Here is a 25,894-nt window from a genome sequence, read left to right on the forward strand (position 1 = left end):
TCGAAATAGTTCACTCTAGTTTTTCCTATTTTTTGAAAGCACATCAAAGGTTACAGCACCTAAAAGCACTATACCTTTAACTACCTTTTGTATATCTGTAGACCATCCAATCAATGACATACCATTGTTTAATATCCCCATTACAAAGGCACCTACCACTGCCCCAATAATAGTACCTATACCCCCAGAGGCAGCGGCACCACCGATGTAGCAGGCTCCAATGGCATCCAGCTCAAAGCCATCTCCAGCTTTAGGTGTAGCAGAAGCATTACGGGCAGACAAAACAATCCCTGCGATAGCTGCTAAAAGCCCCATATTTACATATACCCAAAAATAAACCTTTTTAATATTTACACCAGAAAGCCTTGCAGCCTTTTCATTACCACCTAAGGCATACACCTGTCTCCCTGCTACGGTTTTGCTGGTGATAAATTGATATATTCCTACCAATACAGCCATGATTACTAGCTGTATAGGGATCCCGTTATATCTAGCTATCTTGAAGAAGAAAAACCATAGAATTGATATGATGATAATATTTTTAAGAACTATCTGCCACAAAGGATTAGTGGCAAAACCATATTTCCTCTTCTCTTTTAAGCTTCTAATCTGAAAATAAACAATAAGCGCTGTAGCTAAGGCGGCAACAAAAATAGCTAATAAATCTATAGTCCCACCGCCGAAGCTTACCTTTACAGTTGGTAAAAAGCCAGCTCCAACCTTAACATAGCTTTCTGGGAGAGGTCCCTTTGTCTGAGCCTTCAGCACAGTATAGGTTAGACCTCTTCCCATAAGCATAGTTCCCAGGGTTACTACAAAAGGAGGAATCTTTAATCTTGATATAAAAAACCCTGAAAAAACACCAGAAATAATACCTACTGCTAGAGCAGCTAGAAAAGCTACCGGCACCGGAGCTCCTTTATCTACTACCAGAATTGCTGCTGTAGCACCACAGAGAGCTACCACAGAGCCAACGCCCAGATCTATGTTTCCTGTTAATACGCATAGGAGCATTCCTGTGGCTAATATAACTACATAACCATTTTGCATTATCAAATTATTGATGTTTGTAGGAGTTGCATTTTTTCCATCAGATAAGATATAGAATAAAAGAAATATTGCTATTAGCGCCACGAGCATACCGTATTGCTTCATATCTACGTTTACTTTTTTATTTCTTTTTGTAGATTTTTTATTTGTGACTATATTATTTATCTGCATAACTATTCTCCTTTACGTGAATTATGCTGCATGATACACTTCATAATATTTTCCTGAGTCATTTCTCCCTTAGTGAGCTCTCCACAGATTTCTCCATTATTGAGTACATATACCCTATCACAGTTACCTATTATTTCAGGCATTTCTGAAGAGATGAGAATAATAGATTTTCCTACTCTTGCCAGGTCATTAATAGCACAGTATATTTCATACTTTGCTCCTACATCAATGCCTCTAGTTGGCTCATCTAAGATTAGCACCTCTGGCTCTGTGAGCATCCACTTGGCCAAAACTACCTTTTGCTGATTTCCTCCCGATAAGGAGCTTGCCATTTGATTAATGGAATTTGCCTTAACATTAATTAGCTTTTTATACCTTTCTGCAGCTAATATCTCTTCACTTTCCTTGACCACTCCCCTCTTAGAAAAGTACTTTCCAACAGCTGCCATGGTCATATTTCTTTTTATGTTATCTATAAGTACAAGCCCATATTCCTTTCTATTCTCTGAGGTATAGGCAATTCTATTTTCTATGCAATCCTTTATGGTATTAGTGCTGATTTTCTTTCCCCTTATAAATACTTCACCAGAAATTTTCTGTCCGTAGCTTCTTCCAAAAATGCTCATGGCAAGCTCTGTCCTGCCAGCTCCCATAAGGCCTGCAAAGCCAACAACCTCTCCTGCTCGCACATTAAAAGAAGCATCCTTAATTATCTGTCTATTGGAATCTTCCTCGTGATATACATTCCAATTCTTTACTTCGAAAACTACCTCTCCAATAGGACAGTTCACTCTCTCTGGATAACGATTGGTTAATTCACGCCCAACCATTCCTCGGATAATCCTATCCTCTGAAACCTCATCCTTCCCTTTTACTAGTGTTTCAATTACTCGTCCATCTCTTATAACAGTTATTGAATCTGCTACCCTGCTAATTTCATTAAGCTTATGGGATATTATTATGCAGGTAATTCCATTCTTCTTTAGCTCCAAAATAATATTCAACAGCTTATCACTTTCTTCGTCGTTTAAGGCTGCTGTAGGCTCGTCCAGTATAAGGAGATCTACCTTCTTATATAGAGCCTTTGCAATTTCTATAAGCTGCTGCTTCCCTACTCCAAGAGTATATATCGGTGCATCTACATCCTCATTTTCAAGACCAACCTTTGCCAATATTTCTCTTGCTTTAATCTTGGTTTTAAGCCAGTCAATAACCCCTTTTACAGAGGTCTGCTCATTACCTATAAATACATTCTCGGCGATGGATAAAAAGGGGCTCAAGGCTAGTTCCTGATGAATAATTACAATGCCCTTGGATTCGCTATCCTTAATATTGTGAAACTGACATAGCTTGCCGTTATATACGATATCACCCTGATAGCTTCCATAGGGATAAATACCTGATAATACATTCATAAGGGTAGACTTTCCAGCTCCATTTTCCCCACAGAGAGCATGTATTTCTCCCCTATTAACCTTTAGATTAACATCATCTAATGCCTTAACTCCGGAAAACTCCTTGGTTATATGGTTCATTTCCAATACTATATCAGGCACTATTTTTCAACTCCTTCTTCTATATATATAAGGTGGCATTAATAATGCCACCTCTGATTTTAAATGCTTTACTTTAACTGATCTGGTGTGTAATAGCCACCGTCAATGATTACTTCTTCATAATTATCAATATCAACTGGCACTGGAGTACAAAGATAGGTTGGTACTGTTAGCTTATTATTGTTATACTGCTTGGTATCATTTATTTCAGGCTCAGAACCTGTTAAAACTGCGTCTACCATGGTTACACACTTTTCAGCAAGGAGACGGGTATCTTTGTAGATTGACATTGTCTGGGTTCCAGCAATGATGTTCTTAACAGCCATGAGCTCAGCATCCTGACCAGTTATTAATGGCCAATCAGCGTCAGTATAGCCAGCACCTTCAAGGGCAGCTTTTACACCATAAGCAAAGCCGTCAAAAGCAGTACAAGCTATGTCAAGCTTAGTTCCATCATTGTAATAGCCTGAAAGATAGTTTTCACACCACTGCTGAGCGGTTTCCTGTGACCATCTTAAAATACAGGTATCATCAAAGGAGGTTCTTCCTGTTCTGGACACCAGTACACCATTATCTAAGTAAGGCTTCAGCACTTCCATAATCCCGTTGTATAAAAAGAGAGCATTATTATCATCGGGAGAACCCATAAAGAATTCTATAGTATAGCTCTTCCCTTCAGCCTTAGCTGTTTCTAGATTCTTACTCTTTACAATATACTCAGCTATTGCTGTACCAACACCCTTGTTATCAAAGGTTACATAATAGCTTACAGCATCGGTATCCATAAGCAATCTGTCATAAGCAATAACCTTGATCCCAGCCTCTTTTGCCTGAGATAGAGCATTAACCAGGGCAGATGAGTCAACGGCAGCAACTACTAGAACATCAACTTCCTTAGCTATAAAGTTTTCAATCTGAGAAACCTGCTGCTGTACATCATCCTCTGCAAACTGAACGTCTACGGAATATCCCTTAGCCTTCAGCTGCTTTTCAAGGTTAGCAGCATCATTAATCCATCTTTCTGAGGATTGTGTAGGCATTGCTACCCCTACAGTTTTTCCACCTTCAGAGCCTTCCTTAGGACCTTCATCGTCACTACCACAGGCTGCAAAGGACAGAGTCATTATCCCTGCCAGTAAAATACCCATAAGCTTTTTCATTTTACTTCCTCCCAAAACATTATTTATTTAAATAGTTTTAAATAGTAACTTGTAAATACAATTACCGTAGAAATAGGCTTATCTTAGGTTTTAAGATTAGCCTTAGACTTGTACACATAGTTTTCTAAGCAATACAACCCAGCGCTGGCAGTAAAACTTGTATTGAAATTATTGTAATTTTTGTATATTTTACCATATATTGTATATTAAGATATTATAACGTTTTCATTGAGAAGTCAATAGGTTTTTCTATTAATTTATATAATTCGCTCCTACATTAGCACCTTATCAAGTTGTACTTAGTGATAATTCATAAGAAATAGTACAAGTTTTAAAGGGATAAAGGTGTATATATAATTTTATGATGGGAGGGGAAGTTGTATGAACAGTATTTTGAGAAGAGCGAGCTAAGAGATAAGGGGTAAGAGCTAAGAGTTTAAAAGATGAGAAGAACAAGTAAGAAGTAATAGGTAAGAGTTAGAAAAAAAGAAGTAAAAGATAAGAGAGCAAAGAGCAGAGGGAAATTATTAGCTGCGCTAATAGGGAGATTATTGGGCTGGGAGCCAATAGGTTGAAAAGATAAGAGCAGAGGGCAAGAGCTAAGGGGTAAGAGTTTAAAAGACAAAAGAACAAACTAAGAGGTAAAAAGTAAGAGCTAAGAGTTGAGAAGATAGAAGATTAGGTGAGAGCTTAAAGAGCAGAGAATAACTAAGAGTGAAAAGTGAAGAGAGTGAAAAAATCAGTGTAAATTGAAAAACTAACTTCCGTTTATAATCCTAAACTGAAGTTAGTATTGCAAAGCATTCGATATAATAATTATTACAGAAAATCATAAGTGAATTTAAGACACCTAGCAAAATAATTTAGGCATAAAGATGAGGAGAGAGAACTATGAAAAAGAAGCTTGGAACCCTAGTTATTTTTATCTTTAGTACTGCTGCTTTATTTATTTCTTTGAAGCTATTCTATAATATGGCTATCTTTGTTGATGAATTTAATACAAGCCCTGATGTTGTGAATGGAGGGCAGTTTTGGCTTATGATGGACTGGCTGAGACTTGGACTTCTAGTGGTGATATCACTGGTTTCGGGGATTAAGTTGTTTAGAGATTAAAAATAGACATGAGAATGACTTTTCAATTATATGGTACTGAAGATATTCTAAAGGTGATTTAGCATTTAGCTTAAATTTACAAAAGGGCTCCGCTAAAGCGAAAGCCCCTCATATATTTTTTCAACACTTTCTGCATTTAAGATTTCTCCTATCCTTCTTTTGTCAATAATAAGATCTGCGATATCCTTCATGGCATCTATATGACCTTCATTGTCCACAGCAGCGAGTACAATCAGAAGCTTTATAGGCTCACTTTTCCCAGGAAAAATAACTCCTTCCTTAACTAAGGTTATGCCCATCTGCCTTCTCTTAACACCCTCCTCTGGTTTGCTATGTAAAAGTGCTATATCTTTAGTAAGTATATAGTAAGCCCCATACTTTTTAGTACTCTCAATAATAGCCCTTCCGTATCTCTCTTCCACACAACCAGATAAAACTAATGGAGTTATGGCAGTGATTATAGCCTCCTCCCAGGTTAGCTTCTCATAAACTATACTAATATTATCTTTCACTAGCATATCTTCCAGCATAGTTCTTCCTTCTTCCTAATAACGTTATAATTAATATTACATTTTATGCTTTTAAAGTTTTGATTATTACTCTATTGAAAGGTAACTTTACTGGAATAATTAATGCTAGAATTTTATTCTCTAAGACACATTGCTAAAAATTCCTGAGAATAAGTAAGTCGCCTTTAATGGCGACTTTAACTTAATTATTCAGTTCAAAGACAACATTGGGTAAAAAGTCAGTCTTCTGAAATAATCCATCTGCATGCTCTTGAAAAAATATAACTTTTTATGGTTAATAAATAGTTGATTTCCTGCTTCACTTAAGCAAACTTTTTTTATCTATTTCACTTATGGAACTTTCAACTTTTTCTTCAGCTTTTACTGTTTTTCTCCCAGATAGAAGAACATACATTATTATGCCTACAGCTAATCCCCAAGCTGCACTTTTTGCTACTATAACAGTTCCCATTACCCCAGCAATCCCTTTATCCGTTTCTGTTTCACAGATATCCATAGCAAGCCTAGTACAAATATAGCCTTGTACCAATAATGTCAATGATAATGCTACAGGAAGTACTGGCTGAACCAAAGTTACTATTGGAATGGTAGCAACAGCTAGCATTGTGGTCCATCTAAACGTTCCCATTCCACCAACCAATGAATCCATTGCTTTTTTCCCATCCTTATATCTTTGAGATATAGATGCAGTCACCGCGGCCCATAATGGTCCGCTAAGCTGTGTATATGGTGAAAATAATCCTTGAATTAAGTTTCTAACGGCACTTACCAGGTTAGATCTATTTGCATTAAAATCAATTAACTCATCCTGTCTTGAGTTATTGGACTCATTGACTAACGATTCGCTAGTAACAAAATCACCGAAAGCAATTATATATGCCATGACAGCCATTGGTACAGCTTGAATAAATACGCTTAAGCTAGGAAATCCAATACTAAAAGGACTCAATGTCTTAATAATTCCTGCTATATCAGGAAGTTTAATAAATGTACCTATTTCAATATTAGGTATCGGAAGTTCTCCTACTAATGGTCCTATAATAATTGCTAGTGCAACAGCTGGAAGCATTCCGAAGCTACCAAGTTTATCAATAAACTTATTCTTTTTTCTTAAAGCTCTAAATCTATGAGAAAAAAGTAAAAAGTAAGCTAAAAGAATCCCCGCTGTAACAGCTATCGGATAGATACCAAATCGTCCCCCTTCCTTAAATTCTCCAAAGATAGATGCAATTCCTGCTCCGAGTAGTATTCCTGCCTTTAATGACCTCGGTACATTCGTAATTACTTTACTAGCCATACCGGTTATACCAAAAATTAAGAATATGATACCAACCTCAAGCTGAAGTGCTACTAAAGCTTGTGTTCTCTCAACCCCTATAATATAGTTTGATAAAAATGCAATAGTTAAAGGTATTGATGGTGTAATCCAACCTGGAACTACTGGATCACCAAGTAATGAATGCAGCACATAAAGTATACCATTAATAATAACCATGCTCCAAGCAATATCATTTGATACACCTAATACCTCTGTCAATACGGGTATTGCCCCTAAGCAAGTAGCACACATTAAAATAGCCTGAAAGAATTCTGACCATTCCCACTTATAGTGAATTATTGGTAACCTCACTTTAAATATTCCTAATGGTATATAAGGTTGTTCTTTTCCATACTCCCTTTTATATAACATAATTTTCCCCCATTTTTAACTTATTTTGAGTAGCTAGTAAAAAATCTATTCTCATATTCTTTAATTAAGCTTTCCTTAAAATCCGGATGGGCAATTTTTATAAGTTCTTTTGCTCTATTTCTTAAGGTTCTCCCCTTTAAATGAGCAACCCCATATTCTGTTACAACATAGTCAACATCAGTTCTAGATGTAGTAACCGTGGCTCCTTCATCTAAAAAAGGAACTATTCTTGATACTTTTCCTTTAGCTGCGGTTGAAGGCATAGCCATGATGGATTTACCGTTCTTAGACATTGTAGCTCCTCTTACAAAATCTACTTGTCCTCCAACGCCACTGATTTGTTTTAATCCTATGCTTTCTGAGCATACTTGCCCCATAAAATCAACTTGAACGCATGAATTTATAGACACCATATTATCATTTTTCATAATCACTACAGGATTATTTACATAGTCTACAGGATGCATTTCAATCATAGGATTGTCATTTGCAAAATCATAAAGTCTCTTCCCCCCCATCAAAAACGTAACTATAATTTTCCCTCGATGAAAGTTTTTTCTTCCATTAGTTATAACACCTGCTTCAACTAAATCCACAACTCCCTCTGAGATCATTTCGGAATGTATGCCCAAATCCTTTTTATTTTTTAAAAATAGTAATACTGCGTCTGGTATTGCTCCTATACCAAGCTGTAGGGTATCTCCATCATTTATAAGAGATGCGCAATTTTTTCCTATAGCTCTTTCTACATCTCCAATTTTAGGTTGCTTAAGTTCTATAATTGGTGCGGAATACTCAACTATATAGTCGATATCCGATACGTGAATAAAACTATCCCCAAGTGTTCTAGGCATCTGTTCATTGACCTGTGCTATAACTACTAATGCTGCCTCAGCTGCTGCTTTTGTATAATCTACTGAGACACCATAGCTACAGTAACCATGCTCATCTGGAGGAGATACCTGAATTAAAGCCACATCCACAGGAAGTTCTGTTTTAAATAGCTTTGGAACTTCGTAAAAGAAACTTGGAGTAAAATCGCTTAATCCATGACTGATAGCTTCCCTTGTCTTTGCACCAGCAAAAATTGCATTATGTCTAAATGACTTTTCCATACCAGGATTAACATAGCTACATTTCCCCATCGGAACCATATGAACTATCTCTACGCCTTCATATTGCCTATTATTCTCAGCCATTTTCTCAACAATATGACAAGGTTCACCAACCGCATGAGCTATAACAACCCTATCTCCTGATTTAATCTTTTTTACTGCATCTTCAGCGCTCATTAACCTTTCATTATATATTTCCTTCCAGTTCATCTAAATTCCCCCCTATTATGGCAATAATCATCTATAAAATTCTTTGCCCTGTAATAATTATCTTCAGCTTTAATAATAATTATATTTTTATATGAAAGTTCATTGTAATTAGCACACCCACTATGGCATCCACAAATAACTAAAATTATTTCGTAGTAATCCTCAGCAGCCGCTATTTTAAACATAATATTATCAAATTCTTTTTTCAGCCTTTCTACGAAATCTTTTCTATCATATCTAGGATTACAGCCTCCACAATACTTAATTCCTACTTTCATAGTTAAGCCTTATAACATTTCATAAATTGCTTTGCATAATTAATTAAATCATCACTGACACCTTCAAAGAGTATAACCTCTTCTATTCCTTCTATATGCTTTTTAATTTCTTCTTCAACGAGGATTTTTACTGTAACTGTCGCCGAAGGGCAATGAGAACACTTACCTAAAAATCTTACTTTTACTATATTATTTTCATAATTAATTACTTCTATATTTCCCTCATGCGGTATAAGTTTAGGTCTTACATATTCATCTAAAACCTTTTCAATTACATTGAGCATAACAAACATCCTTACAATAATTTTTTTCTAATAACTATCAATCACTTAATTTTTGCTATTGCCTTTGCCAACTCTTTCTTTCTTGACAGATTTCCTTGTCTAGATATCATTATCCTCTGTGCCTGAGGTGACCCTGCTCCATGCATAGATTCAGTCCTATAACCAACAGCTGCTGCTCCTAATGTTAAGTTTTCTATTAGTCTTAAAATCTTTAATCTATTCTCAACAGGAACTCCTTTTACCCCTTGAAGATACTTTTCAACATACTTGCCAATCTTAGGATCTCTTAAATCTCTTTCTGAAGGTGCAGTAACCATCAATCCTCCAGCCAAGTCTTCAGCTAATCGTGCAATTTCATAAGGAAATCTGGTTACATTTTGCTTGCATACATTAGCTAAAAGTAAATCTACCATATAGTTACCGGATTCGGTTTTATTACCTTCTGCTGAACACGCAATCCCACAGCTATATAATGTTTCATTAAGATGTGTCATCTCTATAAGTTTATCCTTAACATGGGAAGCCTTTTGAGCTCCATTATAGTCTGCAATCAGTGCAGCTGCACCAATAAGTACATCTCCTACTCCAACCTTACAGCCTCCGTAGCTCTGTCTGTGATATCCTGCAAACCTCTCTACAAGCATACCGGAAAAATCCGTTTCTCCATTTAAAAATATTCTATCGTTAGGAACAAAAACATCATCAAATACTAATAAAGCCTCTACTCCCCCAAACTCACTATTACCCACATCAATTTGAGAACCTTCAAGCTTCCTTGTATCACAAGATTGTCTACCTATTATCATTAGAATACCTTCAGTATCCACTGGCAATGCAAAAGAAATAGCATAATCCTTATCCTCTGGCCCCATAGATATTGTAGGCATAACTATTACCTCATGAGAATTACAAATACCAGTTTGATGAGCTTTTGCGCCTCTAACTACGACACCGTCAGCTCTTCTCTCCACAACTCTGAGATATAAATCCTTATCAGCTTGCTTGCTTGGTGCTAGAGACCTGTCTCCCTTTGGATCCGTCATAGCTCCATCTACGGTCAAATCCATTTCCTGAATATATCTAAGATAATTCAAGAAATTCTCATAATATTTCGTTCCATAGGTCTTATCGATTTCAAAGGTAGTACTGTACACTGAGTTAGCAGCATCCAGTCCAACACAGCGCTGGAAACAAGAAGCAGTCTTTTGTCCTAAAAGCCTCTGCATCTTAACTTTTTTCACGAGATCCTCAGTGCTCTGATGAATATGAGAAAAACGATTAATTATTTCTCCAGTAAGACTAGATTTCACCGTCATTAAATCAGCATATTCCGGTAATTGTGCTAAGTCATAGGTAGCCTTTACAGAATTTAATGAAGGCCTGAGTATTGGATTATCTACAGAACTGTCAATCTTTTCTCCGAACATATAAATCTGCATGTTCATTTTTCTTATGCTCTCTACATACTGTTCCCCTGTCATTAATGCCATTATAATACCCCCTCGTAAAATATAACTTCATAATAATAATCTCAGCAATTATCGTGCCAATTTTTCACAAAAAATATATTAATTATTTATCTACATTAATTAGCCAGTTTTAAGCTTTTATTGTCCTATATTTAAAATTCATGTTATTAAAACAACATAAAATAAAAAAAGTCTATTGCAACAATGCAACATAATTGCATTATCGCAACAGAACTAAATATATTTTTTTCTCTTTCGAACAAATGTTGATGGATCTATACCGAGTTCTCTGGCGGCATCCCTTACATTATGATATTTATCATAAGCTTTTAATATCATTTCTTTCTCTAAGCACTCAAGCGCATCATATAACTTTTTATCATACATATTGTCTTTTATATGAAAATCAACATATCTGATTATATGTTCTGGTAAATCCATTATATCTATTACATCTTCCGAAGAAGTTATTGTAAGTCGTTCTATTAAATTCTGCAGTTCACGGATATTTCCTGGCCAGTTATACTCATATAAATATTTTTTTAATCTCCTTGAAAATATTTTATTTGCTCCGTACCTAAGATTGAAAGACTTTAAAAAATACTCCGCCAAAGGCATTATACTGCCAAGACGTTCTCTTAAAGGACTCACACTTAAAGGTATAACATTTAATCTGTAAAATAAATCTTCTCTAAAAAACTTTTTTTCTACCATTTCATATAAATTTCTATTTGTTGCACCTATTATTCTCACATCAACCTTGATTGAGTTATGTTCTCCTATTCTAGTAATTTCACCATCTTGAAGTACTCTCAATAGCTTAACCTGCATATTTAATGGAAGCTCTCCTATTTCATCTAGAAATAATGTTCCTTTATCCGCAGTCTCAAATATTCCAGCTTTACCTCCCTTAAGTGCTCCTGTAAAAGCTCCATAGGAATATCCAAAAAACTCAGATTCTATAAGTGTCTCTGGAATCGCTCCACAATTAATCTTTATAAAAGGTTTACTACTTCTTAAGCTATTATTATAAATATACTTTGCTAATACATCCTTACCGGTTCCTGTTTCACCATATAGCATTATTGTAGAATCGACCTTAGCTACCCTCTTTGCCATAAGAAGTAGACTCAAACTATTTTCATCATCTGCTATGATTTCTTCATTTTCAGCAATCTGCATTTTCAGCTCTTCGATTAACTCTCTATACTTTAAATTTCTATTATTTGTTTCAATTATCTTCTCTTCAAGACTTTCAATATCAGTAATATCTCTCACATTAGTGACAACCAATTGGATTTCATTATTACTATCAAAAAAAGGAGTACCTGTTACTAAAGCACTCTTACCGGTGTTAAATTTCTGGTATAGAGTTTTAGTTTTTCTATGCTCTAATACCAACAAAGTAACTGATTTAGATATTTTACCAGATGATACGAGCTCCTTCATGTTATAACCTATAACTTCCTGCTTTTTCAAGCCAGTTATTCTTTCATAACTACTATTAACTAGAATTGTATTAGCACATCCATCAGTTATGTATATCCCATCGTATGATGTTTCTATTACATTCTCTATGAGATTAAAATACTTATTGTCCGAGATAATATTATTCATATAACACACTCTCCAATTGTATATTTATTCCAATTATAGCATATAATTTTATATATTTTAATTTAAAATGTAAATTAAAAAACTAACTTCCGTTTATAATCCTAAACTGAAGTTAGTATTGCAAAGCATCTGATATAAGAATTGATATTTGTCCTGAGCATATTGAGAAGATCAATTATGTCAGATAACAATATATGCAAAGGAAAGCACCTCAGGATGGAAGACCATCTTATAATTAAATATGGATTAGACGAAAACTACCCACTTAAAAAAATTGCTGAAAGAATTAAGAAGGACCCAATTACCGTCTCGAAAGAGATTAAGCGGAATAGATTTCTTAAAGTGAACAAGCTAATAGAAAAGGATTTGCATTCGTGCCAGCACCGCAGGAGCTGCTCTAAGAAGAACCTGTGTGGTAGCGGCTGCGGGAAGCAGTGCAAGAAATGTAGCTTTGTAAACTGTTATAGGGTTTGTAAGGAGTATTCAGTAAAGAAGTGTTCTAAACTTAACCGATATTCCTATGTTTGCAATAGCTGCAATACAGTCACTACGTGTACCGGTGAAAAGAGCTATTATAAAGCTAAAGTAGCTGATTCAAAGTATAAAGAGGTGTTAGTTGTATCGAGAGAAGGACTTAACATAACTTCAAATGAGCTGAAAAAGATGGACGAAATAATTTCTCCGCTGATTTTAAAGGGTCAGTCGATATCCCATATTTTTACCCATCATAAAGGAGAAATAGATTGCTGTGAAAGAACTCTATATTATTATTTTGATAAAAATGCTTTTACTGCAAGAAACATCAATTTGCCTAGAAAAGTGAAGTATAAACCTAGAAAGAAATCTACACTGCCTGTAGTTAAAGAATCGCCTTGTAGGGCTGGAAGAACCTTCAGTGATTTTGTTAGTTTTATAGAGAAGAATCCAGATCTTCCCGTAGTCGAAATGGATACAGTCCACTGCACGCTAAGTGGCAAAGTACTGCTTGCTTTTATGTTTAGAAATTGCTCATTAATGCTAGCTTTTATTATTGAAAGCTGTAGCCAAACAGCTGTTAAAGAGGTCATAGATAAGCTTTATGGGGTGTTAGGGCACGATGTGTTCAAACGGAGCTCTCCTGTTATCCTAACGGATAACGGCTCGGAATTTAAAAACCCTGAGGCTTTAGAATTAGATGAGATGGGAAATCAAAGAACTAAAATATTCTACTGCAATCCGATGGCTTCTTATCAGAAGCCTCACGTAGAGAAGAATCATGAATATATAAGATACATAATACCTAAGGGAAAGTCTTTTGATAATAGAACTCAAAAGGAGATTGCCTTAATGATGTACCATATTAACAGTACAGCAAGAGCTAGCTTAAACGGAAGTACGCCATTTAAACTAGCCCCAATGTTATTAGATACCTTACTGTTAGGCAAGCTATCATTAAAGCATATCGAAGCAGATGAAGTACATCTAAAACCTGCACTTTTTAAAAAATAAGACATCAAAATTTATGGACAAGTATCGTGGAACTTAATCATGCAAAATTGAAGCAAACTGAACTTAGTTTTACAAGCCGATTTCCTTAGGCTTATTAAGCTCGCTTAAAAAGCCCTAAATAATTATTACCTTATGAAAATTATAGCTTATTTTAGGTTTTTTGACTACGAAATTTACATTAAAAACTGACGTTATCCTTGCAACTGCAAGGATTCGAATAAAACGGAAGTTAGTTTTTCAATCAACGATTCAATTTTAATTAGTAATACAAAAAAAACAGCACTAAGATTCCTGTAAATATTAATGCTATTTTATAGATTTATATTCTACTTTATTGCTGTTAATTTAAATGAGAAGCTGATAAAGAAATCGATGGTTTCCTTATATTCTATGATGGAAGAGACAGATTAAGCTCTATCTGAAATATTATTCCTGTAACATGTCCATAATAAATACTGTATCCTTCTGACCACAGCTCGTCTAAATTATAGCCGTTCTTCTTTAAAAAGTCAGTTAAATCTAGATCATCTTCCGACTCATCAAACTCTTCTTCATCTAACATTATTAAATCAACATAGGTGGAGTTCTTAATAATCAGAATCCCAGTACCATTCTTAAAGCCATCTTCTTCAAATATACTTTTATTCAAGAATATCATATTAACAACTCCTTATACTTTTTTATATACCTTCTTTAATTATCCATATATTTATTTATATTATAATATAACATTCTAGAATTAATTAAAGACATACGGTTATTATACTTTTAATATTATGAGACAAAAGATGGTAATAGAAGGTATATTAATAAATATTAGAGTGAATGGAACTCTTCAATTATTTAAGCAATATAGTTAGATAAATAAAATACGAAAGTCTGATATATCTCAAGTTCAAAATATTTATATAATTTATTAGTAGCATTTCAAAACCCCAAATCTAATAAATATAATAATAAATAATTTTTCAGGAGTTATATCATGGAATCTAATCATCCTAACACTTACTATCTATTAACAAACAGTGTTCAACGTTCTCTAGATAGCCTCATAGAGATGAATGCCTATTACAGAAGATTAAATCACTTCTCTATTTTTCTAGATATTGTAGCACTTGTGGCTTTAGCCTATGCATCTAGAATTATTTCTATAAATCCTTATAGCTTTTTGTTGTATATGATGATATCTGCATTCCTATCTTATGTGGGGATATTTATGATAAAAAAGCCCAAAGAAAAATAAAAAAAAGCAACTGAAGCCTTTAAGAATCAATTACTTTTCGATATTTGTGATTGTTATGATCATTGTAACTGTAGGAAATGGCTCAGGGACTATCTTAGAGAAAGACATATAAAGCTTTGATTTAAAATAAAAAACAGTTAAAGGATGAATAAATGCCCTGATATGCTCCTTTTATGAGAAACAGTGAAATAAAAAAACACTGTTAATCATGAAGGGGTATTTCTATGTCCAGAAAGAGTAAAGGCCTGTACTGAAGGAAAGATGAGTAAGAGTGAAGTTGCTAGACAGTTAGATGTGTACGAATCTACTATTCACATTTGGGTTGCTAGTTATAAGGCAGGAGGTCCATTGGCACTTAAAGATCATAAGCTTAATCAGGTGTATAGTGGTCCGTTTAAGGAAAAAGCTGTACAGGAGTATCTTGTTGGGAAAGGATAATTAAAGGATATTACTATAAAATATGGATCAAGGTCACAATCTCAGCTGCAAGACTGGATAAAGGTGTATAATAGCGGTAAAGACTTCAGTCGTAAAATGTCAGGAGGAAGCCTCATGACTTCATCAAGAAAAACTACACAGGAAGAACGTATTCAAATTGTTAAGGAGTGTCTGGAGAACGGAAGTAACTATGGTGACACCGCAATCAAATACAACGTCAGTTATCAGCAGGTATACACCTGGGTCAAACTATACTCAGAATTAGGATACGACGGTCTAGAAGACCGCCGTGGAAAAAGAACGGTTGAACAGAAACCTAGAAGCGAAGTCGAAGATCTCAAGATAAAGCTTGCAAAGCTAGAGCATGAGCTCTACATGACAAAAATAGAACGAGATCTGTTAAAAAAAGTAGAAGAATTAGAAAAAGGAGATGTGTTTCGGAAGTAAGACAAAATCATCTTTATACTGCGATGCAGTATTGCTGTAATATATCAGGATATTCTGTGAAATTAGCTTGTACTCTGCTAAAAGTTCCCCAATCAACTCAATATAAATGTCTTAGCGAGAAGGTACCACAGAGTCAGAACGAACGTATAGCTGTACTTGCAGAAGAAATACACGAAAAGGAACTAGCTAAATTATACTGTAGAATCAGAGATAATCTGTATAAATATGGTTAACAACAAAATTGGTCTCCGTATATGTAGAGCCATGGACATAAAGTCGACCATCAAATATGCCAATAACGTATGTACACTTAAGGCCTCAACTCCTCAATACATCGAAGAAAATGTCCTTAACAGAGAATTCTATGCAGATTTTCCCAAGAAAAGTGGCGACCGATGTAACTGAATTCAAATGGTTTGAGAGTACTATTGATCATAAGGTCTATCTAAGTGCCATTTTAGACATTTATGACCGCCGCATCGTTTCATTCATTATACGTAATAGTAACGATAATCAGCTTGTATTTAGCACCTTAGATGCGGGGATAGAGGCCAATCAGGAAGCCCATCCTATTTTTCATAGCTACAGAGGATATCAGTACACGAACCGCACGTTCCATGATAAGCTGGAGAATATAGGAATGACACAGAGCATGTGTAGAATAAGTAAATGTAACGACAATGGATCTGGGGAAGGCTTCTGTAGGACTCTAAACTAGAATCCTACTAAGGACAGAAGTACATGGATAGAGGGTCATTTACTTAATTTTTTCTAGATATTTTTGTTTTCATATATGTTACATATCAAAACTTTACTTACTCTAATTTTTTATATTTTTATCCGTTAAATTATTGATATTACTAGCATTAACTATAGTTTTAATAAAAATTCACCAACACTCAGTTATTGGAACAATATACCTGTTTAAAAGTGTTGATTTTTGTTTTATTATATTGTTTATGAAATATTATCTAGGAGGAAATCTATGAATAAAATTGCAAACAAAATACATGAGCTTTGTGATTATAATAAACTTACAAGAGTACAAGCCGCTATACTTATTGCCTTATTATGTGGGGAAGAAAGTGCATTAGAAGCTAATAGTGCTAGAGGTGTAAGGAAATACTATAGCTTAGTAAGCGGTAGCCTTCGTGATAAGATTGTTGATGAGGAATTTATTATGTTAAAGGATATTATTGAATTCTATAATAATAAATACAACAAGACTATCGATTACACTATGCTAAATTATCCTGAATATATTAATGAGATTATTACTAATCCTCAAAAAAACAATAGCTCTTTAGAAGAACAAATTAAATTTAGCGATAATCATATTGATATTAATAACAATCAAAAATACCAAGAGCTACTTATACAATATAAAGAAATACAAACGGAATATAATGCTCTGAGTAAAAAGTACTTAAACGCTATTGAAGACAATAAAAAATGGGAAGAAAAATATGATTCTTTATATAAAAGAAATCTTATTTTAACTATTGAGATTAATTCTAAAGATCGTGCCATAGAAGAATATAGAGAAGTTATACAAAGAAATATGTAACAATGAATCATATATAATTTCCAATAAAAATTACTTTAATAAATAATTTTCACTTGGGAGGGGATATTCTATGAAATATGAAGCTATTTTCAAGACAAATGCCATCAATAATTACTATGCTTCAGGTAAAAATTACAAAGTAGCTGCTAAAAAAGTTGATATCTCAGAAAAAACATTAAAAAAATGGGTATATGAATTTGAGAAATCAATAAAAGAAAAGACCTTTAAATAATATAAAACAATTATTTTTCTTTATGTTACTCTCATCATACCTTAGAATATAGAAATACATCAATTGTTTTATATAAGAATAAAAAGAAGAGGATCCCCTCTTCCTTTTTTTATTCTATCCAATAATATTCATCATCTTTTTAGATCAATAACTTATCACCTATTTAGAGTATCTAAAAACGACTCCCCATTCTCAGGCATGTCCACCCCAAAGAAATCTGCTACACTAGCACCTACATCTGATAGAGTCTTTCTTGTGCCTATGCTTTGAGGCTTAAAGTCCTTGCTGTAGATCAGAAGTGGCACCATTTCTCTGGTGTGGTGGCTGTGGCCTATGGTTGGGTCGTTGCCGTGATCAGCCATTACCAGAAGGATGTCATCCTTGGTGATTAGCTGAAGGATTTCTCCTATATATTTATCCGCTATGGTGAGCTTTTCTGCGTAGCCTTCTACGTCTTCACCGTGGCCGCGGAGGTCTGTTTCCTGGACATTGGTGCAGATGAAGCCTTCTTCTAGATTTTTCAGCTCCTCTATAGTTGCCTTAAGCACCTCTTCAGTGTCTACTCCCGGGATGCTCTTACCATATTCATTGGATACTATGTCTTGTACCTTTCCAATGAGAGTTACGGACTTCCCTACCTTTCCCATGATAGTTGGCACCTGAACCTCTGGGTCTATGCCGTAGCCTAGGTGAACAACTTGGTAGCCCTTGTTGTATACTCCGGATTTTGGAGCATTTACTCCTATGAAGCCATTGTCCTTTTCCTCCTGAGCTCCTATTATATCCTCGATGGTTATTCCTTTTCCACCGAAGACTATTACTCTTGATACATAGGAAACGCTTCTTACTACCTTCCCTATCTCCACAACCTCCTGAAAATCTATGAAGTCTAAGGCAGAGGTTATGTTATACGCTTGTCCTGAGTCTGCTTCTAGGTTATCAGCTATGGTCAGGGCGTTATTTACCTTGAGGTATTTACCTACCTCTCCTTCAATAACCTCTACCTGATAGCCTTTCTTTATAAGCTCTGGATATATCCTGTCGCAGGCCTTATAAAAAGGTTCTTTTTCCGGCATTCTAGGCTTTGTACCCATGATTTCTTGATGTCCATAAAAGGTATCAGCTCCAAAATGCTGAAGCTCTGCTCTACCAAAGACAGCAGTATTTGAAAGCTTCATGGCTCCTACAGGCTCACCCAGTGCATTCATAAGGCCTAAGGCTTCAAGATTTGGCAGCTTTAAGGAGGGCTTTTCCTGTAATATGTGCTTGCAGGTATTAGCTCCCACATCCTCTGGTCTTACCTTTTCTGCATCCTTCATATAGCCTATTCCAAAACCATCCAATACTATTACAACAAATCTTTTCATTATTCCTCAGTCCTTTCTTCTGTGTATTCTCTTAAATAACTTTATTCTTATCTACGAAGTTCACCATAACTATTAGAAGCCTTATTTCAATGGGCTGTTTAGCTTTCTCCCTTGGGAGTCATAAATACCCACAAGCCTCGGCTCTCCAGTGGAAAGTCCTTCTACTAATGCTACAGAGCTTCTAGTTACAAAGATTTGAGTTCTGAATGCCATTACTACCGTTTGTCCCATTTCCGCTTCTCCCTCTAGCTCAAAATGATAATCTATACTTTCTAGAGTAGGGGGAAGGGCTTTGTATTCCCTGGCATTATGAGCTGATCTACCTATTAAAGCCTTTTCCATATGAGATCTTCTGTAATGTCCCCCACCATAGCAGTAGCTATTCCCCAGGAAATTATGGGATATTTCGCTGACATATACCATACAGGGCAGCTCTTCGCCGTAATGGTGCTTATTATAAGGAGTAGTACCGGTGAGGGCATGTCCAGGCTCTCCATGGGTTCCTCCTGCTTTTTTTATGAGCTCCATGTTAACTAAGGAGGTGGCAGAAGGCATGTTTATCTGCTTAAGCTTAACTCCTAGGCCTGATAATATATCCTTTGCTCTCATGAGGGTTTCTACATTCTTAGTTTCTAACACCTTATCTTTTCCTTCATCATAAAGAAAACAGGGAAAAGAAGTGATTCCAGCAATTTTTATGTTATTTAGATGGCTAAGCTCCTCTACAACAGAAGGTAATTCCTCTAAGGAAAAACCACCATACTGTCCAGAATAGAGACAATCCTCTTCTCCAATAACCCTAAGCATAATATCCTGAACTATTCCTAATTCTCTGGCAGCCTCGTTGATTTCTTCTCCTTTAGCTGTGGAATATATGGTTATTATCTCTGTACCTGCCTTTACAGCAGCCTTTACAAGGGCACTGGGAAGCTGAACAAGATGTCCAAGGTGTCCTAGCTTTATATCATTATCTAAGAGGGTCATAGCTTCCTTAAAATCCACAGCTACGGCACCTTCATAGCCTAGATTTTCAAGAGCCTTTGCTATATGAGGGTTTCTGCCAAACTGCTTTGTCATATAATAAAGCTTAATACCGTATAAATCGGCCTTCTCCTTAAGTAGCCTGCCATTATGAATAAGACTGTCCACGTCAATTACGTAGGTGTCTGGCAGTATTAAACCTTCTTGATGAAGGGTAAAGGCAGCATCAATTAGTTTGTTGTTTTCTTTTATAGTTTTATCAAGAAACATCCCTTCACCTCTCTATATTGAATTATTTTTAGCACAGTCAATGCTCTTCTTTAGTATCTTTATAACAGTATCAGCACCACTTCTCATGGGGTTAATTCTTACCATGGTTTTCTCTAAGGCCTTGTCTGCAGCCTTAAAGGTTCCAGAAACCCTATAAAACATTGGTACAAATTCATACCTGGACTCTGCGCCTACAGGATTTGGTGCTGCACCGAAGGCTTCTGCAGCCTTTATTACCTCTTCCGCTATCTCTTCTTCAAGCTGAACTAGAAGAACCTTTGATTGGGCATTGGCTATAAAGGCCTTTTTAACTCCTTTTAATTCACCAGAATTAAGCCTATTTACCAGCTCCTCACTGACTCCAGCGGAAATAGCAAGACTTACAGGAGCATATATAAGTCCCCTTATAACCTCCATGGCCTCATGTCCCTGAACCTGGCTACCCCCTGAGTAGTTAAGAGCAGCTATTTTATCGATATTCTCTTTATTTCCTACAAGAATTCCTACTCCCTCAGGACCCAGGAGCTTAAAGGAGGAAAAGGCTGATAAATCCGCACCTAGCTCTACTCCAATTTTTCTCACCTTCATAGCAGCATAGTTATCATCTGTTAATACGGGAAGCTCTGGTCTCAAGGTTTTTATAGTGCTTATTACCTGATCCATGGTATAGCTATCCTCTATCTTTTGCCTTGTATACTGTACAATAGCTCCTTTAACATCTGGATTTTCCAGAAGAACTTCTTTTATCTTGGAGGTATCATTAAAATCTGCAAAGATAGGTTCGAAGCCCATGGAGCTTAAGGTTACCTCAGTAGTTGGATATATTGGAGCATCATGAAGGAGTACCCTATCACCAGGCTTTAAGAAGCTCATGAGACCCCAGCGTATTGCACCAGTGCCTGCACCTCTTAATAAAATGGCTGCTTCAGCATTGAACAGCTTTGCTATAACCTTCTCAACCTTTAGAGTGTAGGTAGGCTTGTTCAGTCCTCTTACAACTCCTAGGTCTCCCAGGGCTAGGACCTCGCTACCCTTAAAAACATCTGTTATTATATCTATGAGCTTAAACTGCAGCTCCTTAGCTTCATCTATAGTCATGGACTCAAGAGGATAGGTTTTCATATAATACTCCCTTTCACATTGTTTTTTCACCTAAGAATTCATCATATATTTCTATAAATTTCCATTTATAAATCATTAGTAATATTCTATATTAAAGATTTTTTATTTTACAATTCTTCGTATATTTTTATCTGTCATATTCTCAATAGCTTTATGGGAAACCCCAACTTCTCTAAGAGCAGGAAGGAAGGTATCTAAAAGATAAGCATACCCAGGACCTCCACGGTGTTTAAAGGCTGACTTTCTTGTTATATCCATGGATAGAAGCACCTTTTCGCTAAGACCCCTTCTATCAATTTCCTTTAGCATATCTATTCTAAGGCCATCAGGCTGATAATTTTCTTTTCCAATAGTGTCAAAAGCAACATTGACACCCTTATCAATAATTCTAAGTATATAATCTAAGCTTCCACTAAGATCCACGTGGCTTATTATTACTCTATCTAAATCCACCTGGTATTCCTTGAAGATTTCAATCTGTTCTAAGGCCATGGTTCCCAAGGTGGTATGGGTTATAATTGGAGCTCCTGTTTCTATGTGAGCTCTGCAGGAGGCATTAAATATCTTCCTCTCTATTGGTGTTATCTCATCCTTGCTGGAGCCAATCTCTCCAATGATGGAGGCTTTACTTTCACTTCCTTCAATTCCTACTTCAAGCTCTTCTATCATGAGCTCTGCTAGCTCTTTTTCATTTAAGGAGTATCCCTCTGGTGGTAAAAAAGGCTCTTTGTAGAAGCCAGTGGCAAAGAGTATATTAAGGCCAGACTTCTCTGCCATTTTCTCCATGTAAGGGACATCTCTTCCCATTCCTCTGTTTGTTAGCTCTATTATATTTCCTACACCCTTGCTTTTAAGCTCTATAAATTCTGCCAGGGTATCCTGGAAGCAGTCTAATCTGCAATCCTCATTTTTCTTTACTCCTGATAGGTCAATTGCTACATGCTCATGGCTATAGGTCATTCCTTCCTTAAGGTTCATTTGATACTCTCCTTTCCAAGTGTTTTTTAAGTTTATTGCTATATATCTTATAAAAGTAATGCTTCTGAAATTACTCCGTGTCCATTTTACAGAAAAAAATTAAATGATATGGGAGGTGAAAACACCTCCCAAAAATTTTCCCCTTAAACTGCTGGAGGAATATAAAGCTTTAATAGATAAAGGATATTGATTATAACTCCTACAGCAATTGCTCCTACAGGACCTACTGCCATATCAACGATTGGCTTCTTAGATACCTTATTAAGTACATAGACACCTATTACTATGAAGAATCCGAGCTTGTCTGCCATAGCGTATGCAGAAAGCATACCACCAACTAATAGAGCAATCTCTAACACCTTAGTCATGGCTGTTCTTATATTGTCTCCAGCCTTCTTAAGTCCTGGGAACTTATCCATTCCTCTAGCTATAACATCTAAAAGAAGTATCTCTACAGCCATCACTGCCGCTCCAGCAATAAAGGCAAGGATAGGATTACCTATAAGTAGTCCAGTAACAAATACAAAGGTCATTCCTGCAGGGGCATAAACTCCTGTGGTTATAGCAGTAGTTGCTACTAGAGGAATAAATCCTATGGATCTAGCAAAAGCAGTCATTGCTGCTTCTACATTTTTTCCTTCACTTAAAAGATTAAGGGATATTGGATCTCCAGCTACCATGGCTAAGCTTGTAGCTGCAGATATAAGACCACCCATAACTACTAATATAGGAAGGTTTTTCTTTATCTTAGAAACTCTTTCACTAAATATTGAGGTTAAATCTACCTTAGGTGCATTAGGATCAGCTTTTTCTCTCATGGCAAATATTATAAGAATTATCATTCCTGCTAAAAGCGCCATTCCATCAGCATTTAAGGTAATTTTTGCATCTCCAAGAGTTATTATTCCATAGTACTGAACAATCTGTCTTACTATGAAGGACAGGAATAAGGTGATGCCTCCCTTGAGTACTCCAAACTGATAAGCCACAACAAGAGCAGGGAATACAGCAAAGGCTGAGTTTATAGGATCTCCTACCTTACCGAGATTACCTAAGAAGTTTACAGGAAGCTTTGCAAATAAGTTCACTACAAAATCAAGGCCAATTACAAGACCAAGACCATAAAGAGCGCCCACTATTCCAGCTATGATAACGCCCTTGGTACCTTTAGGGGACCAGGTTCCTATGATATCCGTTCCTAATAGAACGCTGTGAATAAGGATGATGCTTGCTGCTATGGATACAGGAATACCGTAACCAATAACAAGACCAAAGCTTAAAGCAAAGGATGTAGCTGCTAAGGCTTTTTTATCCATTCTACCCTCTAAATATTCAGGTATTATTGGTCTTAAGCCATCATTGAATACAGCTAATCCTAAATTTGAGAGAATAGCTGCTAGTGCTCCAAGGAGCGTAATAACTACATAATTCATTGTTTTCCTCCTAAATTTTTATAGTTTTTTGTTACCCTTTTAATATTTTATTTATTATTACAGGGATTACCTTATCAGCATGCTGAGGTGTAAAGCCAAAAGCCTTCTTGCCCGCTTCTACTTCCTTTTCTATCTCCTCATCACTTTTAATCTTTCCAGGCATTGATACTGTAGCACAGCTGCTCATACCTAAAAGAGCTATAGCCATGGCCAACGCTCCGCCTCCACCGGTATTGCAGGCTCCTAAATAATAATCAGCCTGTCCACCTTTTATTGCCATGGAAGCCTGAATATCATCCATAACGGTTACAGAACCCTTATCCTGAAGAACCTCTCTTGCAATAGTCGCCACTCTATCCTTATCAATCTGTCCACCCACTACTATCCTTACCATAATCTTTCCCTCCATTTAATTAATTTTTATGTATTTACCTTTTACAAACTAACCCTTATGCTGCTCGAAGAGTACAAAGATGAAGTATGATGAATTCTTTTTCCTCTTCAGGTAATTCTATTTCTAGCTCGTCTTCCATTGCCTTTATAAGAAGCTTACTGCTCTCGTAATAATTTTCTGCTCTCAGCTGAAGAACCATCTCTTCTTCCATTGGGTTTACAGTCTCACCTCTTTTAACCCTCATCAGCGCTGCTGACATATGAGTAATGAGCATGGCCCCATTTGCTTCTAAGAGCTCAATGCCCCATTTATCTTTAATTATCACAGGTACCCTTAAAAGCTTTTCATAGGTTTCCTGATCAATTTGTCCTCCATCTTTTAATAACCCAAGCCTAAAACTTAAATCCATATATACCTCCCAGTGAATGTACGAAATTTTGTATATTAATGATAAAAAATTTATTGCTCTATAAAATACTAATAATTAGGTATAATTTCACCCTTAACAACCATTGCCTGAAGCCTTAACACTTCTTCTCTAGCTAGGAATCTTCTTAAAAGCTGATTTAAAGAGCAGCTTTCTTTTCTCACCACCACCACAGCATTAGTATCCTTCCAGTGGAAAGCCTCACTGTTTATATTCTTAAAGGTGAGACTTGAGCTTTTTTCTATAAGGTCGTCCTTATTCCAAACGGCAGCGTCAATCCTGCCTTTTTCCATGGCGTCGAAGATCTGAGAATATATAAGTGGGACAAGCTCTACTTTTTTGTTTAATGTGAGATATTCTGTTAAGCTAGCCTGATCAATAGATGAGTAATCTATTCCTACCCTCATACCATCTGTGATTTCCATCTTAGGACCAGAAAACATCACTATATGCTCGCTTACATAAGTCCTATCACCAAACTCGCAGAGGATTTCAATTTCTGCTTCCTTATTAATATAATATTCCGCTGCCAGCTTAGAAATAACAGCAAAATCATACCTTTCCTCTAAAAGAGCTTCAACTCTCTTTGCAGCCCCTCTCATAAAGGCAAGTCCTGCAGATACTCCAGAGGTATTTAAGGTATTGTATATCCCTGTGGCAAGACCCTCATAGGCTTTTGAATAAGGCAGAGGCATAACTCCCAGAAGAGTTTTAATATCTGCAATTTCCATGAGCTTTTTGTAGTCAATAGTACTGATAAAGGTTCCTAAATGCCCTCGTGCTTCTAATGAAACTGCTCCATACTCCTGAAGGAGCTTAATAGCGTTTTGAACGGTTCCTCTTCCAGTACCATAATCCTCTGAAAGCTGAGCCACGGTATTGATTCTGTCTCCTTCTTCTTTAGAAAGAAAATCAACGGCCATAATCGTTGCCATATAACCATTTTTTTGCATAAGCTTACTTTTTACATCCATATTTATCACTACATTTCTATAAACTTGGGAATATACTAAATTTTGTATATTCGATTTAATTATATATTAACATATATAGTAAATGATTTCAACACTATTGTAAATAATAACTCATGTGACAGGCACCTGAGTTATTTAAGGTGCCTGTCATCTGCAAAAAGCTCCTTACCGCCTATTTGGGAGTAAGGAGCTTCCTATTTACTTTCACATTTATGCTTGTAGATATTCTATTAAAGTAGGGTTCAGATGCCTCACTGGTCTTTTGGTTTGCGAGCAAAGAACCAAAAAAA

At 36.0% G+C, this 25,894-nt stretch carries 27 protein-coding genes and 1 pseudogene; 9 read left to right on the forward strand and 19 right to left on the reverse strand.

Features of this window, described 5'->3' with window-relative positions:
* Positions 1 to 15: 15 nt before the first annotated feature.
* From mmsB to ACPWSR_RS03785, 3 genes are all read right to left on the reverse strand, one after another.
* Positions 16 to 1,221, reverse strand: a complete 1,206-nt coding sequence (mmsB, locus tag ACPWSR_RS03775; RefSeq protein WP_426350371.1) for a multiple monosaccharide ABC transporter permease — start codon at positions 1,219 to 1,221, stop codon at positions 16 to 18.
* A gap of 2 nt (positions 1,222 to 1,223) precedes the next feature.
* The gene (locus tag ACPWSR_RS03780) at positions 1,224 to 2,756 is read right to left on the reverse strand and encodes an ATP-binding cassette domain-containing protein (RefSeq protein ID WP_426351349.1); all 1,533 of its coding nucleotides are present in this window, start codon (positions 2,754 to 2,756) and stop codon (positions 1,224 to 1,226) included.
* Between the two features lie 89 nt (positions 2,757 to 2,845).
* Positions 2,846 to 3,937, reverse strand: a complete 1,092-nt coding sequence (locus ACPWSR_RS03785) for a substrate-binding domain-containing protein (RefSeq protein ID WP_426350372.1) — start codon at positions 3,935 to 3,937, stop codon at positions 2,846 to 2,848.
* A gap of 891 nt (positions 3,938 to 4,828) precedes the next feature.
* On the opposite strand from ACPWSR_RS03785, the gene ACPWSR_RS03790 reads away from it, so the two are divergent.
* The gene (locus ACPWSR_RS03790) at positions 4,829 to 5,050 is read left to right on the forward strand and encodes a hypothetical protein (protein WP_426350373.1); all 222 of its coding nucleotides are present in this window, start codon (positions 4,829 to 4,831) and stop codon (positions 5,048 to 5,050) included.
* 92 nt (positions 5,051 to 5,142) lie between these two features.
* Here ACPWSR_RS03790 and ACPWSR_RS03795 read toward each other — a convergent pair whose 3' ends face one another.
* From ACPWSR_RS03795 to ACPWSR_RS03825, 7 genes are all read right to left on the reverse strand, one after another.
* Complete coding sequence (locus ACPWSR_RS03795) at positions 5,143 to 5,580, reverse strand: PTS sugar transporter subunit IIA (protein ID WP_426350374.1); 438 nt, start codon at positions 5,578 to 5,580, stop codon at positions 5,143 to 5,145.
* Positions 5,581 to 5,878: 298 nt separating this feature from the next.
* Positions 5,879 to 7,270 (reverse strand): hypothetical protein, encoded by a 1,392-nt coding sequence (locus tag ACPWSR_RS03800; RefSeq protein WP_426350375.1) that lies wholly within the window; start codon positions 7,268 to 7,270, stop codon positions 5,879 to 5,881.
* A gap of 20 nt (positions 7,271 to 7,290) precedes the next feature.
* A complete protein-coding gene (locus ACPWSR_RS03805) occupies positions 7,291 to 8,595 on the reverse strand; it encodes an acetyl-CoA hydrolase/transferase family protein (protein ID WP_426350376.1) in 1,305 nt (434 codons plus the stop codon).
* Positions 8,592 to 8,873 (reverse strand): hypothetical protein, encoded by a 282-nt coding sequence (locus ACPWSR_RS03810; RefSeq protein WP_426350377.1) that lies wholly within the window; start codon positions 8,871 to 8,873, stop codon positions 8,592 to 8,594. Before ACPWSR_RS03810 ends, ACPWSR_RS03805 begins: the two co-directional genes overlap by 4 nt.
* Before the next feature lie 2 nt (positions 8,874 to 8,875).
* On the reverse strand, positions 8,876 to 9,157 hold the full coding sequence (locus ACPWSR_RS03815; RefSeq protein ID WP_426350378.1) for a NifU family protein: 282 nt from the start codon (positions 9,155 to 9,157) through the stop codon (positions 8,876 to 8,878).
* A gap of 41 nt (positions 9,158 to 9,198) precedes the next feature.
* On the reverse strand, positions 9,199 to 10,647 hold the full coding sequence (locus tag ACPWSR_RS03820; protein WP_426350379.1) for a 4-hydroxyphenylacetate 3-hydroxylase family protein: 1,449 nt from the start codon (positions 10,645 to 10,647) through the stop codon (positions 9,199 to 9,201).
* Positions 10,648 to 10,860: 213 nt separating this feature from the next.
* Entirely contained in the window at positions 10,861 to 12,243 is a 1,383-nt protein-coding gene (locus ACPWSR_RS03825; RefSeq protein ID WP_426350380.1) for a sigma-54 interaction domain-containing protein, read from the reverse strand.
* Positions 12,244 to 12,420: 177 nt separating this feature from the next.
* On the opposite strand from ACPWSR_RS03825, the gene ACPWSR_RS03830 reads away from it, so the two are divergent.
* Positions 12,421 to 13,731 carry an IS30 family transposase gene (locus ACPWSR_RS03830; protein ID WP_426350381.1) on the forward strand — a complete coding sequence of 437 codons (1,311 nt, stop codon included), beginning with the start codon at positions 12,421 to 12,423 and terminating at the stop codon, positions 13,729 to 13,731.
* A 388-nt stretch (positions 13,732 to 14,119) separates the two neighbouring features.
* Here ACPWSR_RS03830 and ACPWSR_RS03835 read toward each other — a convergent pair whose 3' ends face one another.
* Positions 14,120 to 14,389: a hypothetical protein gene (locus ACPWSR_RS03835; protein ID WP_426350382.1), complete on the reverse strand. Its 270-nt coding sequence runs from the start codon at positions 14,387 to 14,389 to the stop codon at positions 14,120 to 14,122.
* A gap of 324 nt (positions 14,390 to 14,713) precedes the next feature.
* Between ACPWSR_RS03835 and ACPWSR_RS03840 the strand changes: the two genes are divergently transcribed.
* From ACPWSR_RS03840 to ACPWSR_RS03870, 7 genes and pseudogenes are all read left to right on the forward strand, one after another.
* Positions 14,714 to 14,974, forward strand: coding sequence for a hypothetical protein (locus ACPWSR_RS03840; RefSeq protein ID WP_426350383.1), 261 nt, complete (start codon positions 14,714 to 14,716; stop codon positions 14,972 to 14,974).
* A 258-nt stretch (positions 14,975 to 15,232) separates the two neighbouring features.
* A pseudogene (locus tag ACPWSR_RS03845) lies at positions 15,233 to 15,412 on the forward strand (helix-turn-helix domain-containing protein); the annotation flags it as partial.
* A 114-nt stretch (positions 15,413 to 15,526) separates the two neighbouring features.
* Entirely contained in the window at positions 15,527 to 15,859 is a 333-nt protein-coding gene (locus tag ACPWSR_RS03850; RefSeq protein WP_426350384.1) for a transposase, read from the forward strand.
* A 225-nt stretch (positions 15,860 to 16,084) separates the two neighbouring features.
* The gene (locus tag ACPWSR_RS03855) at positions 16,085 to 16,264 is read left to right on the forward strand and encodes a hypothetical protein (protein ID WP_426350385.1); all 180 of its coding nucleotides are present in this window, start codon (positions 16,085 to 16,087) and stop codon (positions 16,262 to 16,264) included.
* Positions 16,245 to 16,577 carry a DDE-type integrase/transposase/recombinase gene (locus ACPWSR_RS03860; protein ID WP_426350386.1) on the forward strand — a complete coding sequence of 111 codons (333 nt, stop codon included), beginning with the start codon at positions 16,245 to 16,247 and terminating at the stop codon, positions 16,575 to 16,577. The genes ACPWSR_RS03855 and ACPWSR_RS03860 overlap by 20 nt, the downstream gene beginning before the upstream one ends.
* Positions 16,578 to 16,844: 267 nt before the next feature.
* A complete protein-coding gene (locus tag ACPWSR_RS03865) occupies positions 16,845 to 17,426 on the forward strand; it encodes a hypothetical protein (protein ID WP_426350387.1) in 582 nt (193 codons plus the stop codon).
* Positions 17,427 to 17,496: 70 nt separating this feature from the next.
* Complete coding sequence (locus tag ACPWSR_RS03870) at positions 17,497 to 17,658, forward strand: helix-turn-helix domain-containing protein (RefSeq protein ID WP_426350388.1); 162 nt, start codon at positions 17,497 to 17,499, stop codon at positions 17,656 to 17,658.
* A gap of 155 nt (positions 17,659 to 17,813) precedes the next feature.
* On the opposite strand, the gene ACPWSR_RS03875 is transcribed toward ACPWSR_RS03870, so the two are convergent.
* The 8 genes from ACPWSR_RS03875 to yhfZ all read right to left on the reverse strand — a co-directional run bounded on the left by ACPWSR_RS03875 (position 17,814) and on the right by yhfZ (position 25,604).
* Positions 17,814 to 19,025, reverse strand: coding sequence for a phosphopentomutase (locus ACPWSR_RS03875; RefSeq protein ID WP_426350389.1), 1,212 nt, complete (start codon positions 19,023 to 19,025; stop codon positions 17,814 to 17,816).
* A gap of 81 nt (positions 19,026 to 19,106) precedes the next feature.
* The gene (locus ACPWSR_RS03880; protein ID WP_426350390.1) at positions 19,107 to 20,276 is read right to left on the reverse strand and encodes a YhfX family PLP-dependent enzyme; all 1,170 of its coding nucleotides are present in this window, start codon (positions 20,274 to 20,276) and stop codon (positions 19,107 to 19,109) included.
* 12 nt (positions 20,277 to 20,288) lie between these two features.
* Entirely contained in the window at positions 20,289 to 21,398 is a 1,110-nt protein-coding gene (locus tag ACPWSR_RS03885; protein ID WP_426350391.1) for an aminotransferase class V-fold PLP-dependent enzyme, read from the reverse strand.
* A 102-nt stretch (positions 21,399 to 21,500) separates the two neighbouring features.
* Positions 21,501 to 22,376, reverse strand: a complete 876-nt coding sequence (locus ACPWSR_RS03890) for a phosphotriesterase family protein (protein ID WP_426350392.1) — start codon at positions 22,374 to 22,376, stop codon at positions 21,501 to 21,503.
* 143 nt (positions 22,377 to 22,519) lie between these two features.
* On the reverse strand, positions 22,520 to 23,809 hold the full coding sequence (locus tag ACPWSR_RS03895) for a YhfT family protein (RefSeq protein ID WP_426350393.1): 1,290 nt from the start codon (positions 23,807 to 23,809) through the stop codon (positions 22,520 to 22,522).
* A 31-nt stretch (positions 23,810 to 23,840) separates the two neighbouring features.
* Positions 23,841 to 24,203 (reverse strand): DUF2620 domain-containing protein, encoded by a 363-nt coding sequence (locus ACPWSR_RS03900; protein WP_426350394.1) that lies wholly within the window; start codon positions 24,201 to 24,203, stop codon positions 23,841 to 23,843.
* A 55-nt stretch (positions 24,204 to 24,258) separates the two neighbouring features.
* A complete protein-coding gene (locus ACPWSR_RS03905) occupies positions 24,259 to 24,612 on the reverse strand; it encodes a PRD domain-containing protein (RefSeq protein WP_426350395.1) in 354 nt (117 codons plus the stop codon).
* Between the two features lie 68 nt (positions 24,613 to 24,680).
* Entirely contained in the window at positions 24,681 to 25,604 is a 924-nt protein-coding gene (gene yhfZ / locus ACPWSR_RS03910; protein WP_426350396.1) for a GntR family transcriptional regulator YhfZ, read from the reverse strand.
* Positions 25,605 to 25,894 lie beyond the last annotated feature (290 nt).

This window comes from Alloiococcus sp. CFN-8 (genome assembly GCF_049943125.1).
Taxonomy (GTDB): Bacteria; Bacillota; Clostridia; order Clostridiales; family Clostridiaceae; genus JAEXZL01.

Coding starts and splice junctions, on each gene's coding strand:
- ACPWSR_RS03905 (WP_426350395.1), bottom strand. CDS start 24,612: ATGGATTTAAGTTTTAGGCTTGGGTTATTAAAAGATGGAGGACAAATT.
- ACPWSR_RS03785 (WP_426350372.1), bottom strand. CDS start 3,937: ATGAAAAAGCTTATGGGTATTTTACTGGCAGGGATAATGACTCTGTCC.
- ACPWSR_RS03885 (WP_426350391.1), bottom strand. CDS start 21,398: ATGAAAACCTATCCTCTTGAGTCCATGACTATAGATGAAGCTAAGGAG.
- ACPWSR_RS03780 (WP_426351349.1), bottom strand. CDS start 2,756: ATGAACCATATAACCAAGGAGTTTTCCGGAGTTAAGGCATTAGATGAT.
- ACPWSR_RS03850 (WP_426350384.1), top strand. CDS start 15,527: ATGACTTCATCAAGAAAAACTACACAGGAAGAACGTATTCAAATTGTT.
- ACPWSR_RS03890 (WP_426350392.1), bottom strand. CDS start 22,376: ATGAACCTTAAGGAAGGAATGACCTATAGCCATGAGCATGTAGCAATT.
- ACPWSR_RS03795 (WP_426350374.1), bottom strand. CDS start 5,580: ATGCTGGAAGATATGCTAGTGAAAGATAATATTAGTATAGTTTATGAG.
- ACPWSR_RS03870 (WP_426350388.1), top strand. CDS start 17,497: ATGAAATATGAAGCTATTTTCAAGACAAATGCCATCAATAATTACTAT.
- ACPWSR_RS03825 (WP_426350380.1), bottom strand. CDS start 12,243: ATGAATAATATTATCTCGGACAATAAGTATTTTAATCTCATAGAGAAT.
- ACPWSR_RS03865 (WP_426350387.1), top strand. CDS start 16,845: ATGAATAAAATTGCAAACAAAATACATGAGCTTTGTGATTATAATAAA.
- ACPWSR_RS03895 (WP_426350393.1), bottom strand. CDS start 23,809: ATGAATTATGTAGTTATTACGCTCCTTGGAGCACTAGCAGCTATTCTC.
- ACPWSR_RS03790 (WP_426350373.1), top strand. CDS start 4,829: ATGAAAAAGAAGCTTGGAACCCTAGTTATTTTTATCTTTAGTACTGCT.
- ACPWSR_RS03810 (WP_426350377.1), bottom strand. CDS start 8,873: ATGAAAGTAGGAATTAAGTATTGTGGAGGCTGTAATCCTAGATATGAT.
- ACPWSR_RS03805 (WP_426350376.1), bottom strand. CDS start 8,595: ATGAACTGGAAGGAAATATATAATGAAAGGTTAATGAGCGCTGAAGAT.
- ACPWSR_RS03830 (WP_426350381.1), top strand. CDS start 12,421: ATGTCAGATAACAATATATGCAAAGGAAAGCACCTCAGGATGGAAGAC.
- ACPWSR_RS03875 (WP_426350389.1), bottom strand. CDS start 19,025: ATGAAAAGATTTGTTGTAATAGTATTGGATGGTTTTGGAATAGGCTAT.
- ACPWSR_RS03855 (WP_426350385.1), top strand. CDS start 16,085: ATGGTTAACAACAAAATTGGTCTCCGTATATGTAGAGCCATGGACATA.
- ACPWSR_RS03835 (WP_426350382.1), bottom strand. CDS start 14,389: ATGATATTCTTGAATAAAAGTATATTTGAAGAAGATGGCTTTAAGAAT.
- ACPWSR_RS03820 (WP_426350379.1), bottom strand. CDS start 10,647: ATGGCATTAATGACAGGGGAACAGTATGTAGAGAGCATAAGAAAAATG.
- ACPWSR_RS03900 (WP_426350394.1), bottom strand. CDS start 24,203: ATGGTAAGGATAGTAGTGGGTGGACAGATTGATAAGGATAGAGTGGCG.
- yhfZ (WP_426350396.1), bottom strand. CDS start 25,604: ATGGATGTAAAAAGTAAGCTTATGCAAAAAAATGGTTATATGGCAACG.
- ACPWSR_RS03880 (WP_426350390.1), bottom strand. CDS start 20,276: ATGTTTCTTGATAAAACTATAAAAGAAAACAACAAACTAATTGATGCT.
- ACPWSR_RS03840 (WP_426350383.1), top strand. CDS start 14,714: ATGGAATCTAATCATCCTAACACTTACTATCTATTAACAAACAGTGTT.
- ACPWSR_RS03800 (WP_426350375.1), bottom strand. CDS start 7,270: ATGTTATATAAAAGGGAGTATGGAAAAGAACAACCTTATATACCATTA.
- ACPWSR_RS03815 (WP_426350378.1), bottom strand. CDS start 9,157: ATGCTCAATGTAATTGAAAAGGTTTTAGATGAATATGTAAGACCTAAA.
- mmsB (WP_426350371.1), bottom strand. CDS start 1,221: ATGCAGATAAATAATATAGTCACAAATAAAAAATCTACAAAAAGAAAT.